The sequence below is a fragment of the Streptomyces sp. 147326 genome, from assembly GCF_045000215.1.
In the GTDB taxonomy this organism is placed as follows: domain Bacteria; phylum Actinomycetota; class Actinomycetes; order Streptomycetales; family Streptomycetaceae; genus Streptomyces.
Map to the genome: position 1 here is coordinate 8,682,368 of NZ_CP134201.1, position 17,176 is coordinate 8,699,543.

A 17,176-nucleotide genomic window follows, 5' to 3' on the forward strand; every position below is an offset into this window, starting at 1 on the left:
TGCGCTCTGACAATGCGCGGTCACGCGAGCGCTTGCCCACTCGATCCGGCGCTCGGGCGCATGCCGCAGGCAGCCGGGCGGCATGTCAGCGCAGTACCCGCCCCCGCAGGATCACCCGCTTCGGTTGCCCGAGGATGCCGGGTTCGGCCGCGGGGTCTTCGTCATAGGCGATGAGATCGGCGGGCGCTCCGTCGACCAGACCGGGCAGCCCGAGCCAGCTCCGGGCGGTCCATGAGGCGGCCCCCAGAGCGTCTTCGGCCGGCATTCCCGCCCGCAGGAGCCACTGGGACTCCGTGGCCACCGTGCCGCAGGGGAAACTGTCCGTACCGGCGAGGACGATGACCCCGGCTTCGTGCGCCGTGCGAACGTTGTCGATCATTCCCTGCCAGCCGTCGAGCCAGTGGGAGCGCCGCGCGCTGGGCTCGCGCCCTCGCCAGTCCTCGGCACTTCCGGCGAAGGCCGTGAGCGTCGGTACGTACGCGGTCCCCTGGGCGGCCATCTGGTCCAGGAGCTCCGGGTCCAAGTGCATGCCGTGCTCGAGGCTGTCGGCTCCGGCCAGGACGGCGTTGCGCGAGCCCTCGCTGGTCTGGCAGTGCACTGCGACCCGCCCACCGACGGCATGCACGGCGTCAACGGTCTCCTTCAGCACGTCCAGGGGTACGGCAGGCTCGTCCCATCGCCAGTCGCCGATCACCTTGCACCAGCCGGACGAAGCTGTGGCTTCCTCGACCGCGGCCCCGGCCAGTTCGTCCTCGCGGACGTCCCGTCCCGCCCCGGGGAAGAACCGGCCGGGAGTCGCGAGCCACCGGCCCGCCGATCGGACGCGGGGCAGACCGGCCTCCGTGTCCACCCAGCCGGGCATCCGGTCTGCGGTTCCCGGCGTCCGGACCAGAAGCACCCCGGCGTCACGGTGCGCCGTCAAATGCTTCCGCAGCAAGGCCTCGTCGAACCGGTCATCAGGGCTCTCAGCCCCCGGATGCGTATGGACGTCGACCAGCCCCGGCAAGAGCCAGCCGCCATCCACCACCGTCTCGACCCGCTTCGACGCCGCCCCGGCAGGCGGCTCGGTCCTCAACCGATCCCCATCGACCCAGAACGTCCGCTCGACGCGCTCGGGCAGGGCGACACCACGTATCCGCATGATCATGACGATGAACCTACGGGATGAACCCGCGAACGCGCCGCGCCAAGGACCGGCGAGGGGCGCGACGGAGGCACGGCCGCGGGTACGCGGGTGAGGGCGAACCGGGGACGCGGAGTTGAGCGCGCGTCCGTCCCCCCACCTCCACTGGAAGAGGTACCGCCGTGGCGCTGACAGCCAAGAGGCCGACCCTCCGGCCGCTTCCCGAGCGAGATCGCCTGCCCGAACTGGCCGAACCAGCCACCAGTCACGGAGCCCGTTGGGGCCGGGGGCGCTCGCCCGCCGAGCGTCAAGTAGGGCGACCCTCCTGCTCGTCAGCGGGCGGCAGGTCCCTGGCCCTGCGCTCCACAGGATCGGCAGGTAGGTCCGCACACGGGCGTACCGGAGCTCTGCGTACGCCGTCCGTACGGAACTCTCCACCAGGTCGGCGTCCAGCTCGGGGTGGGCCTTCATCAGGCGCTCCGCGACACGGCGCATGGTGAGGGCATCCTCCGATTCCGCCATCGCGCACCTCCGCCTGCCTTGGGGGATCGCCCTCGCTCAGTCTCGCAATGCGGCCCTCACCCCGGAAGCCGATCCTCCGCCGCACTGCGCGGCCCCGGGGCCGCGTGCGAGTGCTTCACCCGTCAGGCTTCCAAGCGGTGCCGGGAGGCCTCGCGCATGAAGGCCGCCAGCAGGGCGGGCCACTGAGCCCGGTCCACGCCGCAGCGGGCACAGATGCGCCCCGCCAGCCAGCTGGACACGAGGCCGCCCGCCAGTGTCAGGGGGACCACCCCGAAGGCCGCCATCACATAAGGCGAGATGAGACTGTAGGAGCCGGTGTGCAGTCCGCCGTGCCAGGAGAGGTTGTACACGGCACCGGGGTGGCGGGCGACGAACCCCGCCCATGCCTCCTGCGCCGCGAGATCCCCGCCACCGGTCGCGAGGGCCGTGGCCCACAGGGCGTAGAGCGGGAGCACGGATCCCGTGGCGATCAGCGGCACACGATGACGCCGGTGCCAGGGCTCGCGGGCGGGCGCGGCCTGCGGACAGCGGGGTGTGGCCGGGCGCGGGGAAAGTTCGACTGTGGTCACGGACCGGGCTCCCGTTCGGCTGCTCGCTGGGGCTGCCGGGTCACATGATCGTCGAAGGCCGGCGGGCTCGGCCGGCGGCGCGCCCACCAGGCTCCGATGAGCTGCCTCCTGATCGGCGGCTTCGACCAGAGGCCGGGGAGCCCAGAAACAGGGAGGCCCCGCTGGTCAGGCGCGCCGCCCGCGCCATCCGGCTGCACCGGACATCCGGGCCAGGGACGATCCGATACCGGTCATCCTGCGGGCGGCGGGACTGGGCGCTGCTCGGGGCGGGCAGGCACTCCGGGTGCTGAAGCAACCGGACGCCCTGCCCCGTCAGATCTCCGACGCCTACGTCGATGCCCTGGTCGAGCTCGATCCGATCGTCGGCACCGCCCTGGGGGTGCCCGGCGTTTCGGGCGCGCTCCCCGACTTCTCGCCGGACGGCCGGCAAGCCCTGGCCGAGCTCGCGCGCTCGACCCTGGCGCAGCTCACGGCCGCCGCGTCGGCGCCGGGCGCGGACAGCGCGGTCGAACGGCGGTGCGCGACCCTGCTGAAGGAGAGGCTCGGGGCGGAGCTGGCACAGTTCGAGGCCGGTGAGCATCTGCGCGCGGTCGACAACCTCTCCTCGCCGCTGCACCAAGTACGCAAGGTCTTCTCGCTGATGCCGGTGGCCACGGAAGAGGACTGGCGGGCCGTCGCGCGGCGCCTGCACGCGGTGCCCGCCGCCCTGGCCGGCTACCGGGCGTCACTCGGCGCGGGCGTACGCCAAGGCCTGCTGGCTGCGCCGCGTCAAGTGGCCGAGAACATCGCCCAGCTGAACGAGTGGCTGGGCGCGGGCGGCTTCGGCTGGCTGGCCGCCGACGCCCCCGAGGGCCGTCCGCGCACGGAGGCCGAGACGGCGGCGCGGATGGCCACCGGGGCGGTGGCCGAGCTGCGCGACTGGTTCGCCCAGGTGTACGCCGGGCGGGTCGACGGCCAGCCGGACGCGGTGGGCAGCGAACGCTACGCCCGCTTCGCCCGCACGTACACCGGCGCCGAGGTGGATCCGGGCGAGGCGTACGGGTACGGCTGGTCGGAGTTCCACCGGCTGCTCGCCGAGATGCGTGCCGAGGCCGGGCGGATCCGGCCCGGGGCGGACGACCCGTGGGAGGTCCTGGCCTGGCTCGACCAGCACGGCCGCGCCGTCGAGGGCGTGGAGGAGACACGGCTGTGGCTGCAGGGGTTCATGGACGAGGCCGTCGGGGCGCTGGACGGGACGTACTTCGACCTGGCCGAGCCGGTCCGGCGGGTGGAGTCCCGTATCGCGCCGCCGGGCGGCGCGGCCGCCCCGTACTACACGCAGCCCTCGCTGGACTTCTCCCGCCCGGGCCGCACCTGGCTGCCGACGCTCGGCCGGACCCGCTTCCCGACCCACCATCTGGTGTCCACCTGGTACCACGAGGGGGTGCCGGGCCACCACCTCCAGCTGGCGCACTGGACGGCCGTCGCCGGATCCCTCTCCCACTACCAGACGAAGGTCGGCAAGATCAGCGCCACCACCGAGGGCTGGGCGCTGTACGCGGAGCGCCTCATGGACGAACTCGGCTTCTACAGCGAGCCGCAGGACCGGCTCGGTCACCTCGACGCCCAGATGATGCGGGCACTACGGGTCGTCGTCGACCTCGGCATGCACCTGCGGCTCGACATCCCGGCGCACTCGCCGTTCGCCGCCGGCGAGCGCTGGACCCCGGCCCTGGCCCGCGAGTTCCTCGGCCGCTACTCCGGCCGCCCGCCCGCGTACCTGGACAGCGAGATCGTCCGCTACCTGGGCCGGCCGGCGCAGTCGATCACGTACAAGCTGGGCGAACGGGCCTGGTTGCAGGGCCGGGAGACGGCCCGGGCGAAGCAGGGCGCGGACTTCGACCTCAAGCGGTGGCACATGGCCGCACTGTCGCTCGGCTCCCTGGGGCTGGACGACTTGAGGGAGGAACTGGGCCGGCTCTGAGCGCCCGGGCGCGGCCAGCGGTGGGCTGCGCTGGACGGGCTCTGCGTCGGCGCCGGATGCGGGCCCGGCCAGGCCGCGAACCGACGGTCGGCCGTCAAGTGGCTCCGTCAGCACGCCACGGCATTGCGCCGCCTCAGGTCGCACCTGACGGCCCCCGAACTCAGCCCGGTGATCATCCGCTGCACCGCGCTGCGGCGAGAGCAGTGACGTCCGGCCGGTCGCGGGCCACGCCGCGCATCTGCCGGTGATCCGGGACGCCACCGCCGGCTCCCCGCGGCGGGCTCGACCGTCAGGATCCGAAGAGAGACGGCCCAGCCGGGCGCGCGCCGACCTGCGCCCACCACGGGAGCGGTATATCAAGGAGCGTGAAGGTGAGCGCGAGGCCCGACGGTCGCCGCCCCCACGGCTGAGGAGTACGTCTCGTGGAGTTCGAGGTCAATGGCGCCCGGCGCGCGGTGGACGTGGACGACGACCCGGCCGCCGTGGAGGTGGTGCGGGACCGGCTGGGTCTGACCGGCACCAAGCTGGTCTGCGCGGGCGGGGTGTGCGGGGCCTGCACGATCCAGGTCGACGGTGAGCCCCGCGTGGCCTGCCTGACGCCGGCGGTCGTGCTGGCCGGCCGGCGGGTGACGACGGTCGAGGGCCTGTCCGGCCACCCGATGGCGCGTGCCTTCGCCGGCGAGGACGCCCTCCAGTGCGGCTACTGCACCCCGGGGTTCGTGGTCGAGGCGGCGGCGTTCTTCGAGCGGTGGCGGGCGGAGCACGGCCGAACCCGCCCGGGGCGGGAGCAGATCGCGGACGCGCTGGCGGGCCACCTGTGCCGCTGCGGCGCCTACGAGGGGATCTTCAGGGCGGTGGCCGCGGCCTGTGCCGGCGACTACGACACGGAGCCGACCGGCGGCGAGGCGCCGGCGGTTCCGCGCGCCGAGGCCCCGGAGAAGGCCGGTGGATCGGCCCGGTACACCACGGACCTGCGCCCCGAGGGGCTGCTGGAGGGGGTGATCATCCGCTCGCCGCACGCGCACGCGCACGTACGCTCCCTGGAGGCCGGAGACCGCCCGCTGGTGCCGCTGCTGCCCCCCGACGGCGTGGTGCGGTACGTCGGGCAGCCCGTGGCGGCGGTCGCGGCGCCGGACCGGGCCTCCGCACGGGCGGCCGCCGCGCAGGTCAGGGTGGACTACGAGGTGCTGCCGGCGGCCCTCGACGCACGCCAGGCCCGGACCGGCGAGGGCCCGCTGGTCTACGAGGACAAGGCGGCGCGCAAGCGGGCGCCCGGGTCCGGCGAGACCCCCCAGCTGGTGCCCGCCCGCTGGCGCGGCAACCTGCGGGGCCCGTCCGCCATGAGCAAGCGCCCGGCCACGGCCGTACGCCGTATCACCGAGGCCCGCAGCCGGAACCCCGAGCGGGTGGTGGAGGGCGTGTTCACCACGGCCGCGCAGAGCCATACGCCGCTCGAACCGCACGCCTGCCTGGCCCAGTGGATCGACGGCACCCTCTACCTGGACGTGTCCACGCAGTCGGTGAAGCGCGTGGCCGAGCTCGCCGCCGAGCGCTTCGGTGTACCCGCCGAACGGGTGATCGCGAGGGCCGTCCACGTGGGCGGCGGCTTCGGCTGCAAGATGGGCCTGACCTCCGACGTCGTCGCCGCGGTGGAACTGGCCCGGCTGCACGGCGCCCCGGTGCGGGTGGCGCTGGACAGGGACGAGGAGCTCACCGACGGCGGATACCGGCCCGGCGCCCGGATCCGGCTGGCGATGGTCGCGGACGCGGCCGGCGATCTGAGCGCGCTGGCCATGGACGCCGACAGCGACGGCGGGGTCTCGGTGGGCGGCTCAGTGGCGTCACTGGCCCGGTTCATGTACGGCAAGGCCCCGCGCCGGCTCCGCGACTTCGACACCGTCACCCACCGGCCCCCGGGCGCCCCGTTCCGCGGCCCGGGCGGACCCACGATGTGCTGGGCCCTTGAGCAGGCCGTCGACGAGATGGCCCACCGGCTCGGCCAGGACCCGATCGCCCTGCGCCGCCGCTGGGACGGCAACCCCAAACGGCACGCCCTGTACGACCGGGCCGCCACCCTTCCGGTCTGGGCGGGCCCCCGCGGCGGCACCGGGCGGTTCCGCCGCGGCGTCGGCGTCGCGGCGGCCAACTGGCTGTACTTCCTCGATCCCGCCACCGAGGTCGAACTCACCGTCGAGGGCGGAGTCGTCGTCGCCCGCTGCGCCGTGCAGGACATGGGCACGGGTTCGCGGACCGTGCTGCGCCGGGCCGTCGCCGAGGGCCTCGGCGTACCGGAGGACAGGGTGCGCGCCGAGGTCGGCCAGAGCGACGCCGTGCACGGTCCCACCTCCGGCGGCAGCCGCACCACGCCCTCCATCGCGCCCGCCGCCGCGGATGCCGCCGCCCGGCTGCGCGAGGCGCTCGGCGGCGGTGACGTCGCAGCCCGCCTCGACTCGGCGCACGGTGTACGGGCGACCGGCCGGCGCCCCCGCGACCGCCGGGGCTTCGTCACCCCCTTCACCCTGGGCGGTATCGCCATCGGCCGCGGCTTCACCGGATCGGTGCAGGTCGCCGAGGTCGAGGTGGACACACGCCTCGGCCGGATCCGCCCGCTGCGCGTGTGGAGCGGCATCGCCGCGGGCCGCATCCACGAGGACCGGCTGGCCCGCAGCCAGTGCGAGGGCGCCGTCGTCCAGGGCATCGGCTACGCGCTGTACGAGGAACGGCGCACCGACCCGGCCACCGGCCGGGTGCTGACCGAGAACCTGGAGGACTACCGCATCCCCGGGATCGGCGACACCCCCGAGATCACCGTGTACTTCCATCAGGAGGGCTTCGAGCACGTCCCCGGCGGCGGCGTCGGTCTCGGCGAGATCTCGACCCTGCCCACCGCCGCGTGCCTGGCCAACGCCGTCCACGACGCGACCGGATGGCGCCCGTACGACATGCCCATCCGCCCCGACCGGCTCCTGGAAGGACTGGGTACGTGAGCACCGAACCCACCCTCGCCGACCTCTCGGCCGCCGTCCTGGCCCATGGCGGGGAGCTGCGCGCCGGGGGCACCGACACCACCGCCCGGCAGCGCAGCGGCATCTCCCCGGGGCCGTTCACCGACCTCGACGGCGCCGGCCACCTGCGCGGCTGCACGCCGCTCCCCGGCGGCGGGCTGCGGATCGGCGCGCTGACCACCCTCGCCGCGCTGGCCGCCGATCCGCAGGTGCGCGCCGGCTGGCCGGCCCTCGCGGGTTCGGCTGGGACCGCGGCCACTCCGCAGATCCGCGCCGCCGGCACCCTGGGTGGCAACCTGCTGCAGCGCAACCGCTGTTGGTACTACCGCAATCCGCACGTCAGCTGCCTCCAGAAGGGCGGCACCGGCTGCCCCGCGCGCGAGGGCGACCACCTCTTCGGCGTGGTCAGCGGCGCCGGCCCGTGTGTCGCCCCGCACCCGTCGACCCTTGCGATGGCCCTGCTCACCTACGATGCCGAGGCCGAGGTCCACGGCGAGTCCCCGCGCGGCGTCGCCGACCTGTACGGGGACGGGGACCGGCTCTTCCACGCGGACCACCTGCTGCCGCCGGAGCGCATCCTCACCGCGGTCCTCCTGCCGGCGCCCCTGCCCGGCGAACGCGCCGCCTGCCACCGGGCCATCAGCCGGGCGCATGCCGAATGGCCCCTGGTCGAGGCGACCGCCCGGGTCGCACTCGACGGCTCCACCATCACGCACGCCGCCGTCGCGGCGGGCGGCGTGGCGCGCGTCCCGCTACGGCTGACGGAGGTGGAAGCCGCCCTGATCGGCCGTGAAGCCACTCCCGCGGCCCTCGCCGCGGCCGCCGCGACGGTACTCGCCCGCTGTCGGCCCCTGCCGCAGACCGGCTACAAGGCCGCGCTGTTCAGGGACACCGTCCTGGAAGCCCTGGAACAGGCCGTCGGACCGGCTGTCGCCGGCTAGGTCCTCCCGCGCGAGGTTCGAGAACGGCGCCCTGGTCGTACGCACGGAGGAAACCGCCGAGCCTGATCACACCTCACACCTCACACATCACCCGATCCGCATCTCCTTATGATTGGTCATGTGCCTGACAGCTGTGGCCCTGTGCCACTCCCATGAACGGCACCACACCCGAAGGGAGCGATCGGCACATGATCAAGCCCGAGAGCGCGGGATACGACTACGACGTCGTCATCAGCGGAGCCAGCCTCGCCGGCAGCGCCGTGGCGATCCTGCTCGCTCGACGCGGTGTCCGCGTCGCACTGCTGGAACGCCGCTCGGACCCCGACGCGTACAAAGTGCTGTGCACCCACTCCATCACGGCCAACGCCTACCCGGTGCTGGACGAACTCGGCCTCGTCCCCGCCATCGAGAAGGCGGGAGCCGTCCGCAACGAGGCCCGCTGGTACACCCGCTGGGGATGGATCGAGCCGAGGGCCGCCCAGGCGGGCCCCGAGCTGCCGTACGCGTACAACATCCGGCGCAGCGTCCTCGACCCGTTGATCAGGTCCCGTGCGGCGCAGACCCCCGGCGTCGATCTGCTCTCGGCCATCAGGTGACCGGTCTGGTCCGGGAAGGCGGACGAACCATGGGCGTGCGCGCGTCGACCCCACAGGGCGAGCGTGAGATCCGGGCCCGCCTGGTGGTCGGCGCCGACGGCAAGGACTCGGCCGTGGCGAAGTTCGCCGAGGTTCCGGTTCAGCAGTACGAGAACGCGCGGTTCGGCTATCTCGCGCACTTCCGCAACCTCCCGCTGCACGGCGGGATCGGCCAGACCTGGTTCCTCGAACCCGACATGGCGTACGCGTTCCCCAACGACGACGGGGTGACGGTCATGGCCGTGCTCCCGGACAAGAAGCGGCTGCCTGCGTTCCGGGAAGACCTGGAGGGCAGCTTCCTCTCCTTCATCCGTGCCCTGCCCGAGGCGCCGCCCATCGACTCCGCCGAACGCGTCACGAAGATCATCGGAGCCGTCAACTACCCGCTGCACAGCCGCAAGCCGACCGCACCGGGCGTCGCGCTCATCGGTGACGCCGCCCTGACCGGCGACCCCCTGTGGGGAGTGGGATGCGGGTGGGCCCTGCAGTCCGCGCAATGGCTGGCGGAGGCGGTCGCCCCGGCCGCGACCGGCCGGGGAGACCTCGACCGGTCGCTCACGGTGTACGAACGCAGACACCGGCGCCGGCTGCGCGGCTACCAGTACCTGGCCGCCGACTTCGCCACGGCCCGTCCGTTCAATCCCCTGGAGCGGCTGATGTTCTCGGCGGCAGCGCGCGATGAATCGGCGGCGCGTCACATGCATCTGTTCGCGTCCCGCCTGATCAGTCCGCTGCGCTTCCTGAACCCCATGGCCGTGGCCAAGGCTTCGGTCGTCAACATCAAGCATCGCGGGGCGGCTGTGCCACCCGCGACGCGCCTGTCACGAACGGGGTCGTGACGAGCTCGCCGCTCCGGGCTCCCGGTTCCCGGTTCCCACCCCACTCGCTCTCTGCAGCCGGCGCCGGCCGGGGACTCCGCGTCACGGCTCCGGCCGACCCCGGTAGTCCTCACGGCCGAAGCCGGAAGGCCCACCGCGGCCCTGCCCGGTGGACAGGAACTCACTCCCGGAAGACCCGTGCGGAGCGCGGGTTCTGCCCGCACTGCCACACGCCGTGCGGGCAGTAGTCGGTGATGCTGTGGTAGAGCGGCTCGTGGTCGGCGATCCACGCCAGCATGCGCCGCATGTACTCGGGGTTGTCGCCGTTCCGGAACAGCCCCCACTCGGGGTACGAAATCCGCTTGCCGTGCGCCTTCGCGAAGTCGACCTGCTGCTGGAGTCCGTAGGGCTGGTCGACCTGCTCGTCGAAGGTGTGGCCGGGCGGCTGGTCGTAGGAGTCCATGCCGATGATGTCGACCACGTCGTCACCGGGGTAGCACCTGGTCCAGGCGATCGCGTCACCGCCGCGGTTGGGGGCGAAATCGAAACGGAAGCGCTGCCCCTCCACCGAGCGCATGGCAGCCACGATGCGCCGCCAGTACCTCTTCCAGTTCTCGGGGTCGGGCCGGCATCGGTGGGTGTAGTTGAAGCCGTTCATCTCCCACCCGAGCACGATCACCGTGTCCGGCACCCCGAGGTCGACCAGACGCTCGGCCAGCCGCCGGAAGTGGTGGTCGTACTCACCCTGCGCGCCGGAGCGGATCAGCTCGGCGATCCGGCGGTCGGGGACGCCGCCCTCGTTGTGCTCCTGCATGGGCACGTTCAGGACGAACAGCCGATCGGCTCTCGCGTTGCGCCACCGTGCCCAGCTGGGCAGGGAGTCGGGTGCCCCTTCGATGTTCGACCAGGTGTCGCCGGGCAGGTAGGTGTGCCCGGCGCGCAGGTCGGTACCCCCGAGCCAGCCCGAGAGTCCCCGCATCCGCTCGACGCCGGGCGAGCCGTAGTGGAGGTACGCGCCCACGGCGACCTCGCTCCCGCCAGCACTACGGGAAACGTCTCGTGACGGTGGGGCGAGGGCGCTCCCGGTGACGAGCAGGGGCGGCCGCGACCGTACTTGTGCAGGCGCCCGCCAGCCAGCGGCCTCGATGGGACATGACACCTCCGCCTCCAGTAACCGATGTTCTGCCGGTGACGTGAGACATCTCATCCGATTCGCGGCCTGTCTGGTGTCCGGATCCTGGGCCATTTGCGGCAGCCGGCCGCCACCGCTTGGCCCGACCGGGTGAAGGCCGCCACCCAGGCGTGCCGTGACCTCGGCGAAGGGGTCGCGCTGCGGCCGCTCCTCAGCGCAGGGGCAGCACCATGACGTCGTACGCGGGGGACGCGTCCCCGTGCTGAGCCCGGCCGACGTTCTGGTAGCCCCAAGCGCCGTACGCCGTCTGTGCAGGCGCCGCCTCAGGCTCCGGCCGCACCGTGAGCACGGCCCTCTCGGCCCCCAGACCCGAAGTGAGACGCCGGTGCAATTCCGCAGCGATGCCTTGCCTGCGCCACTTCCTCCGCACCGCGAGCTCGGCGAGGTTGAAGCTCCTCCGGCCGGTCTCTTTCACGAAGGCATCCGCGAGGGGCTCCCGCATGGCGCTCCACCAGCCGGTATCCGCAGGAAGCCAGAAGCCGTACGCAAACCCGGCGACCTCGCCGGAGGCCCGCGCCAGGACGAGGCGGAATCCGTCCCGTGCCGCTTGCCGACGGGCACGCGCGAGGAAGTCGACGGAGTCCTGGGGGCCTTCGTGGTACGGCGGCTCCGCATAGACCTCCCGGTAGACAGGCACTACCGCATCCAACTGCCTTATGACCTCGTCAGAACATTCGAGCTGCTCGAACGACACACTGCTCAACCCGGCCTCCCACACTGAGTGCACACGCGCTCCCGACGGCTCTCCCTCACCCTGAGGGCAAGATCACGAACTCAAGCTAGAGCACCGCCCGGCGGGCGCATCGGGCACGGTCCCCGAGCGGGGCAGCATCGCGCCCTGCCGGTACCGCACCCGTTCGTGTGAGACGCGCGGCGGTACCGCGACGCGAGCACCACTGCGACCGCGGCCCGACCTCGGCTGTCGCCGCCTTTCGTCACCGACGCGCCGAACCGGGACCCCAACGGCTGCTTCCCGCTGGGAGACTTCGCCCCGTCGGAGGTCTCCAACTACACGAACGGGACGGCCGGGGTATGGACCGGCCCGAACTGCGGCGGCGAGGTCGTGCACGCGATCTTCACCGGACAGGTCGCCAGCGCGCACGGCCGGAGCCTCTTCATCGAGTGAGTGGCCCCGCAGTTCGGAGCGGGCGCGTCCCACCCGCACCTCCGGCCTCACCGCATCCGGCCCGCTGCCGACAAGCCGGCCACGCAGCGGCGCTTTCCGGACGTTCGCAGCGTCCGTTCCCCGGTCCGTGACAGAGGGCCGGTGTTCGGGGCATCCGCGGGAGTGGCTGCGACATGCAGGCCGAGTGACACCACTGGGAACAGGGAGGAACAGCCATGCTGATCACTGTCACCCGCTCGGGAGGCTTCGCCGGCTACGAGAAGCTCCGCGCCCTCAATACGTTGGACCGCGCGGACGCGGCGGAGCTGGAAGACCTGGCGCAACGGGCCGTCGCGCCGGTGGCCGACGGCTATCACTACCGGATCACCGTTGACGACGAGGTGCTCGATCTCCAGGACACCTACCTGACCGACGCCCAGCGGGCGCTGATCCGCACCGTCCTGGACGAAGGCGCCTGACCGGCCGCAGGGGGCTGCGCTCGGCACGACCGAGGCCGCGGCCCCCAGGGGGCCGTCCCGACCGGCGCTGCGCTCACCGGCTACCCAACCGGCTGAACGCTGACCGGTGTCCCGCCGCGCTCGGCCTGGACGAGCTGCTGGCGGGTGCCGCCGCGTGACATCAGGTGCAGGCGGTAGGCGCCGGGCTTGCCGGCCTCGTCGCCGAGGTGCTTGACGACGCCCGTGCACACGGTCTCCTTGAGCTTCGCGCCGAGCCGGCCGTCGATGTTGAACCACACGGCGACGTCGGCGCGGTTGGCGAACTGGAAGATGCCGTCCGCCCGGCCCAGGCTGATGCACTGGGCGCCGAACGCCTGGTTGAGGGTCTCGGGCTGCTCGCCCGCGATCCGGCTGAGCACCGTGTCGGCGGCCCGCGCGCCCATGGGCATCGCGGCCTGGCAGCTCATCCGCAGCGGCAGGTCCGACGGCGCCGCCGAGTCCCCGGCCGCGATGATGCGTACGTCGTCCACGCTGGTCAGCGTCTCGTCCGTGAGCAGACGGCCCAGCGCGTCGGTGGCCAGCCCGCTGCGCACGGCCAGGTCCGGCACTCCGAAGCCCGCCGTCCATATCGTCACGGCGCTCGGCACCTCGCGGCCATCGCTGAGCTGTACGGCGTCGCGGGTCACGGCCGTCACCTTCGTGCCGGGGCCGTCGAGCACGGTCACCCCGAGCCCGGCCAGGCGCCGGGCTACCGAGCGCCGGCCGCGCGGGTGCAGGTAGGGGCCGAGCACGCCGCCGCAGACCAGGGTCACGGCGCGGCCCTGCTCGGCCAGTTCCGCGGCGGTCTCGATGCCGGTCGGACCGGCTCCGACCACCGTCACCGCGGCCGACGCGGCAGCGGTGCCGAGGACCGGCCGCAGCCGCTCCGCCTCCTCGAACGTGCCGATCGGGTAGGCGAACTCCGCGGCCCCGGGCACGCGCGGGTCGGCGCTGCCGCTGCCCACCGCGTACACCAGGTAGTCGTAGGCGATGCTGCCGCCCGACGCCAGCGCCACGCGGCGCCCGGCCGCGTCGATCCGGTCCACGGTGTCCACCACCAGCCGCACGCCGTCGGCCAGGACCTCCCGGTAGTCGACGACCGCGCTGTCCGACCCGCCCACCAGCTGGTGCAGGCGGATCCGGTGGACGAAGGTCGCCCGCGGGTTGATCAGCGTCACCGTCACGTCGCCGCGCTGCGTCAGGCGGTTGGCCGCCATCACGCCCGCGTAACCGCCGCCGATCACGACCACATGGGTGTTGTTCTCAGTCATGGAGAGTCCTTCGTTCCTAGTGGGCTTGTGGCGTACATGTGTCTCACAGCAGTGCATTCACTGCACTGCTGTGCAGCGACTGCATGAGGATATACTCATGGGGTGACCAACCGGCAAGACATTCGCCCGCTCACTCGACACGAGAGCGACGGCTCACGATGACCAGCGACGACCCGGCCCGCCGAGGTGGGCGTGAAGCGCAGCGCCGCCGCACGCGCAAGGCGATCGTCGACGCGGCGGTCCGGCTGAGCGCCGGGGGAGCGACTCCGTCCATCGACGAGATCGCGGCCGCCGCCGACGTCTCGCGGCGCACGGTCTACGTGTACTTCCCGAGCCTCGACCACCTCCTGATCGATGCGACCGCCGGCGCGCTCAACGAGCCCCCGGTCGAGGAGGCCCTGGCCGATCCCGCGCTCGCCGACGACCCCGCGGCCCGGGTGGACGCGCTGATAAGGACGCTCTTGAAGTACTCACCGCAATCGCTGCCCCTGGGCCGCCGCCTGATCCGGCTGACGGTCGATCCCCCGACGAACGGCACTCAGGAGCCGGCCGGCCCCCGCCGAGGCCCCCGCCGGGTCGAGTGGCTGGAGCAGGCCTGCGCACCGCTCCGCGACACCCTGAGCGAGGAGGCGTTCCGACGCCTGATCTCGGCGCTGACGATCGTGGTCGGCTGGGAGGCGCAGATCGCCCTGCGTGACGTGCGCGGCCTCGACCCGCAGGCCGAAGAGGAGGCCATCACCTGGGCCGCACGTGCCCTGGTGGAGGCTGCGATCAGGGAGCACGAGGCAGGGACCCCGTAGGACGACTGGGACGGCATCGGTCGGGAGCGGAGATCCGTGGAGGGTGACGGGCAGTCACCTACTGTGGGGATATGACGCTGCGACGGCTGTACGCGGGGCCTGACGGAGCCGCCCGATTCGAGTCCTGGGAGCCGGGGCTGGTGCCGGCGGTGCCTGGCCCGGGCGAATTGAGTGCCTCTGCGCCGCTGAAGGCGTCGGCGTGCACGGTGGTTCGGGCACCGGCCGGAGGCGGCCACCCGGAGCAGCCCGAGGCCGGGCGGCGCCTGGTGGTCATGATCTCGGGAGAGTGCGAGGTGACGGCGTCCGGTGAGACGGTGATCGCCCGCCCCGGTGATCTGCTGCTTGTCGAGGACACGACGGGAACCGGGCACTCCAGCAGCACGAGCACCGGTTTCGAGGCCCTGATGATCGTGCTGGACTGAGCGCCCCCGGGCCGTCGGAGACGGGCGTTCCGCGCTGCAGCCAGGCGTTGCCCTGCCCCGGACCAACGCGGGGGTGCCCCCGGGCCGCACGTGTCGGGGGCACCCTGACGCTTGCCGTTACGGCGTGGTCACTGGCATGGCGTAGCCGAGCAGCCCCTCCTTCGAGTACGGCCCTTCGCAGTCGGCTCTGTTGGAGACGAAGTGGTCGAAGACGGACGGTATGTAGCACCGGTAGAGGGGCACCGAGCCGGGCACCGCCTTGGTGTACACGTATCCCACCGCGCCGAGGGGCTATTGGCCCTCGCACCCCGGATCGGGGGTCAGCAACGAGTGGTCCGCCGCCTTGCACTCGTAGAGCCGGACCGTGCCGGGTGCGGGGTCCCGAAGCACCTTCCAGACGGCCTCATGGGTGAACCCGGCCGGCAGGGGGCGCGAGGAGGCCAGGTGCCCGGCGTGGGGGCGGTAGCCGCGGACCAAGGGTGTGTAGGGGGTGGTGTGGCCACGGGCGCCCTCCCGCGTGTGCAGGTAGCCCTCGGCGCCCTGCATGAGCTCGTCCACCACGTCCTGGCCGCCGGTCACCCGGATGTCCTCGATCCAGTCCGGTACGAGGCCGTAGTGCGTGCCGCCGCCGTCCGTGTTGACGTCCCAGACGCGCGAGCCGGTGACCTGCCGGTCGAGGACCGACCCGCCGTCGGGGCTGCGGAAGGGGTACCGGACGGGGTTTCCGGCCGCAGCCCGGGGGCCGGGGAGCCAGGCGAAGCCGTTCATGTCGGTGCCGATGCCGTACCCGGCGCCGTACTTGGTGCGCAGGGCGGCGTGTTTGCGCGCCTCGGCGGTGAACGCGGGAGCCTCGTACATGTGGCCGGTGATGAAGCCGCCCAGGCGGTAGACGCGCTCGGTCCAGTTCTCGTCCATCCAGCCGTGCGTGGACAGGACACCGGAATAGCGCTCGGCTTCCAGCACGCGCAGCGCCTGGTTCGCCGCCTTGACGCTCATGTGGTCGATCTCCAGCATCATGCTGCGCTTCATCATGCCCAGCACCGCGTATTCGCCCAGCGCGGTCAGGCCCCGGCGGTTGCACTGCGCAGCCTGCAACGAGGTGTTGCCGTACTGCGGGAGTTCGACCCCTTCCGGCAGGGCGCCCCGAATCCGGGCCTCCGCCTCCGCCTGCGACGCTCCGGTGTCGCCGGTATCGCTGGTGTCGCCGGTGTCGCCGGTACCGCTGGTGTTCTCGGTCGTCCCGGTGGCGCCTGCGTGCTCGTGGCCCTCGGCCGCCGGCCCGGCGGTGAGCCCGAAGCCGATCGGGTTGTCGTGCTCGGGGCCGGGGCAGGGCTCCGTGCTCCAGAAGGTTCCCGTCGACAGGAACTGGCCGGCGTTGATGGCCATGCCCTGGGTGCCCGAGTCGAACCGGACTCCGCACAGGGCGTTGTCGAACTTGTGGCACAGGAACATGCTGCGCACGCCCAGCCGGTGCAGTTCGTCCAGGCCGCGGTCGATGTCGGCCATGGTGCAGCGGGAGCTGTCCAGCACCTGCTTGCAGCCGAACGGTTCGGAGGTCTCCACCCCGAGGACGACGGCGAGCTTGCCCTCCTGGATGACCTTGCGGGCCTGGTCGGGCTCGGTGACGACCCGGAACCAGCCCTTGCCCGCACCGCCGTACATGGCGTCGACGTAGGCCTGGAGTTCGTACGTCTTCTGGATCTGGAGCCTGATCGCGGTCATCTCGTCGCAGCCGCGGTCCTTGAGGAAGTAGAGCGAGCAGATGACCCCGTTGGTGACCATGTCGTTCACCAGGATCCGCTGGCCGCCCCGCCAGGCCCGCTCCACCCAGGCGTAGTACGTCTGCTGGTGGGTGGCGGAGTCATGGGCCGGCCAGTCGCGGAACGCCGGCCAGCCGTTCGGGTCGTGCCGGCCGTCACCGCCCTTGGTGATCATGTCGAAGAGGGCGAGGACGCCGTTCGGGTAGTGCTCGGGGCAGTCCTTGAGAGCATCCGTCACCCCCGCCGTGGAGAAGACCTTTCCGCAGACCAGCCGTCCGCCGAAGCCCTCGTTGGACATCAGGTGGACGTGCGCGTCGACGTATCCGCGGACCCGGCCCTGGGCGTCGGTCCCGGTGAACGGCTCCCCGGTGACGTTGACCTGCGAGTCCGGGGCCGGGCGCGCCACGGGCTCCCACCACTGCGGGCCCGCAGACGCGCCGGCGGCCGAGGGGCCGAGTACCAGGGTGACCATCGCGAGGACCAGGCCGATTAACAGGTAGCGGCGTCGTCCGAAAGCTCTTCGTCGATTCATCCCCATCCCTCCCATCCCTTT

14 protein-coding genes and 2 pseudogenes are annotated in these 17,176 nt (G+C 72.6%); 8 read left to right on the forward strand and 8 right to left on the reverse strand.

Annotation, left to right across the window (positions count from 1 at the left end; translation table 11 throughout):
* Window positions 1–85: 85 nt before the first annotated feature.
* The 3 genes and pseudogenes from RIU97_RS40370 to RIU97_RS40380 form a co-directional block, all read right to left on the reverse strand.
* The gene (locus tag RIU97_RS40370; RefSeq protein WP_404963106.1) at window positions 86–1,147 is read right to left on the reverse strand and encodes an amidohydrolase family protein; all 1,062 of its coding nucleotides are present in this window, start codon (window positions 1,145–1,147) and stop codon (window positions 86–88) included.
* 354 nt (window positions 1,148–1,501) lie between these two features.
* Window positions 1,502–1,645: pseudogene (locus tag RIU97_RS40375) on the reverse strand (three-helix bundle dimerization domain-containing protein); the annotation flags it as partial.
* Between the two features lie 122 nt (window positions 1,646–1,767).
* Entirely contained in the window at window positions 1,768–2,214 is a 447-nt protein-coding gene (locus RIU97_RS40380) for a hypothetical protein (RefSeq protein WP_404962478.1), read from the reverse strand.
* A gap of 283 nt (window positions 2,215–2,497) precedes the next feature.
* Between RIU97_RS40380 and RIU97_RS40385 the strand changes: the two genes are divergently transcribed.
* The 5 genes from RIU97_RS40385 to RIU97_RS40405 all read left to right on the forward strand — a co-directional run bounded on the left by RIU97_RS40385 (window position 2,498) and on the right by RIU97_RS40405 (window position 9,597).
* Window positions 2,498–4,177 carry a DUF885 domain-containing protein gene (locus RIU97_RS40385; RefSeq protein ID WP_404962479.1) on the forward strand — a complete coding sequence of 560 codons (1,680 nt, stop codon included), beginning with the start codon at window positions 2,498–2,500 and terminating at the stop codon, window positions 4,175–4,177.
* A gap of 422 nt (window positions 4,178–4,599) precedes the next feature.
* On the forward strand, window positions 4,600–7,164 hold the full coding sequence (locus RIU97_RS40390) for a molybdopterin-dependent oxidoreductase (RefSeq protein WP_404962480.1): 2,565 nt from the start codon (window positions 4,600–4,602) through the stop codon (window positions 7,162–7,164).
* Complete coding sequence (locus tag RIU97_RS40395) at window positions 7,161–8,123, forward strand: FAD binding domain-containing protein (protein WP_404962481.1); 963 nt, start codon at window positions 7,161–7,163, stop codon at window positions 8,121–8,123. Before RIU97_RS40390 ends, RIU97_RS40395 begins: the two co-directional genes overlap by 4 nt.
* 188 nt (window positions 8,124–8,311) lie before the next feature.
* On the forward strand, window positions 8,312–8,719 hold the full coding sequence (locus RIU97_RS40400) for an FAD-dependent oxidoreductase (protein WP_404962482.1): 408 nt from the start codon (window positions 8,312–8,314) through the stop codon (window positions 8,717–8,719).
* 29 nt (window positions 8,720–8,748) lie between these two features.
* Window positions 8,749–9,597 (forward strand): hypothetical protein, encoded by an 849-nt coding sequence (locus RIU97_RS40405; protein ID WP_404962483.1) that lies wholly within the window; start codon window positions 8,749–8,751, stop codon window positions 9,595–9,597.
* Between the two features lie 166 nt (window positions 9,598–9,763).
* Here the strand turns inward: RIU97_RS40405 and RIU97_RS40410 are convergent.
* A pseudogene (locus RIU97_RS40410) lies at window positions 9,764–10,783 on the reverse strand (glycoside hydrolase family 26 protein); the annotation flags it as partial.
* 136 nt (window positions 10,784–10,919) lie between these two features.
* On the reverse strand, window positions 10,920–11,462 hold the full coding sequence (locus RIU97_RS40415) for a GNAT family N-acetyltransferase (RefSeq protein ID WP_404962484.1): 543 nt from the start codon (window positions 11,460–11,462) through the stop codon (window positions 10,920–10,922).
* Window positions 11,463–12,109: 647 nt separating this feature from the next.
* On the opposite strand from RIU97_RS40415, the gene RIU97_RS40420 reads away from it, so the two are divergent.
* Window positions 12,110–12,352, forward strand: a complete 243-nt coding sequence (locus RIU97_RS40420; RefSeq protein WP_404962485.1) for a protealysin inhibitor emfourin — start codon at window positions 12,110–12,112, stop codon at window positions 12,350–12,352.
* An 80-nt stretch (window positions 12,353–12,432) separates the two neighbouring features.
* On the opposite strand, the gene RIU97_RS40425 is transcribed toward RIU97_RS40420, so the two are convergent.
* A complete protein-coding gene (locus tag RIU97_RS40425; RefSeq protein ID WP_404962486.1) occupies window positions 12,433–13,641 on the reverse strand; it encodes an NAD(P)/FAD-dependent oxidoreductase in 1,209 nt (402 codons plus the stop codon).
* 158 nt (window positions 13,642–13,799) lie between these two features.
* Here RIU97_RS40425 and RIU97_RS40430 point away from each other — a divergent pair, with 158 nt between their 5' ends.
* The gene (locus RIU97_RS40430; protein ID WP_404962487.1) at window positions 13,800–14,441 is read left to right on the forward strand and encodes a TetR/AcrR family transcriptional regulator; all 642 of its coding nucleotides are present in this window, start codon (window positions 13,800–13,802) and stop codon (window positions 14,439–14,441) included.
* 71 nt (window positions 14,442–14,512) lie between these two features.
* Window positions 14,513–14,863, forward strand: a complete 351-nt coding sequence (locus RIU97_RS40435; RefSeq protein WP_404962488.1) for a cupin domain-containing protein — start codon at window positions 14,513–14,515, stop codon at window positions 14,861–14,863.
* A gap of 117 nt (window positions 14,864–14,980) precedes the next feature.
* Here RIU97_RS40435 and RIU97_RS40440 read toward each other — a convergent pair whose 3' ends face one another.
* Together RIU97_RS40440 and RIU97_RS40445 are read right to left on the reverse strand one after the other, a co-directional pair.
* A complete protein-coding gene (locus RIU97_RS40440) occupies window positions 14,981–15,142 on the reverse strand; it encodes a hypothetical protein (protein WP_404962489.1) in 162 nt (53 codons plus the stop codon).
* Between the two features lie 12 nt (window positions 15,143–15,154).
* Window positions 15,155–17,095 (reverse strand): hypothetical protein, encoded by a 1,941-nt coding sequence (locus tag RIU97_RS40445; RefSeq protein WP_404963107.1) that lies wholly within the window; start codon window positions 17,093–17,095, stop codon window positions 15,155–15,157.
* Window positions 17,096–17,176 lie beyond the last annotated feature (81 nt).

Excerpts from the sequence above, each read along its gene's own strand:
- RIU97_RS40435 (WP_404962488.1), top strand. The coding sequence starts at position 14,513 with ATGACGCTGCGACGGCTGTACGCGGGGCCTGACGGAGCCGCCCGATTC.
- RIU97_RS40430 (WP_404962487.1), top strand. The coding sequence starts at position 13,800 with ATGACCAGCGACGACCCGGCCCGCCGAGGTGGGCGTGAAGCGCAGCGC.
- RIU97_RS40420 (WP_404962485.1), top strand. The coding sequence starts at position 12,110 with ATGCTGATCACTGTCACCCGCTCGGGAGGCTTCGCCGGCTACGAGAAG.
- RIU97_RS40400 (WP_404962482.1), top strand. The coding sequence starts at position 8,312 with ATGATCAAGCCCGAGAGCGCGGGATACGACTACGACGTCGTCATCAGC.
- RIU97_RS40370 (WP_404963106.1), bottom strand. The coding sequence starts at position 1,147 with ATGATCATGCGGATACGTGGTGTCGCCCTGCCCGAGCGCGTCGAGCGG.
- RIU97_RS40425 (WP_404962486.1), bottom strand. The coding sequence starts at position 13,641 with ATGACTGAGAACAACACCCATGTGGTCGTGATCGGCGGCGGTTACGCG.
- RIU97_RS40405 (WP_404962483.1), top strand. The coding sequence starts at position 8,749 with ATGGGCGTGCGCGCGTCGACCCCACAGGGCGAGCGTGAGATCCGGGCC.
- RIU97_RS40445 (WP_404963107.1), bottom strand. The coding sequence starts at position 17,095 with ATGGTCACCCTGGTACTCGGCCCCTCGGCCGCCGGCGCGTCTGCGGGC.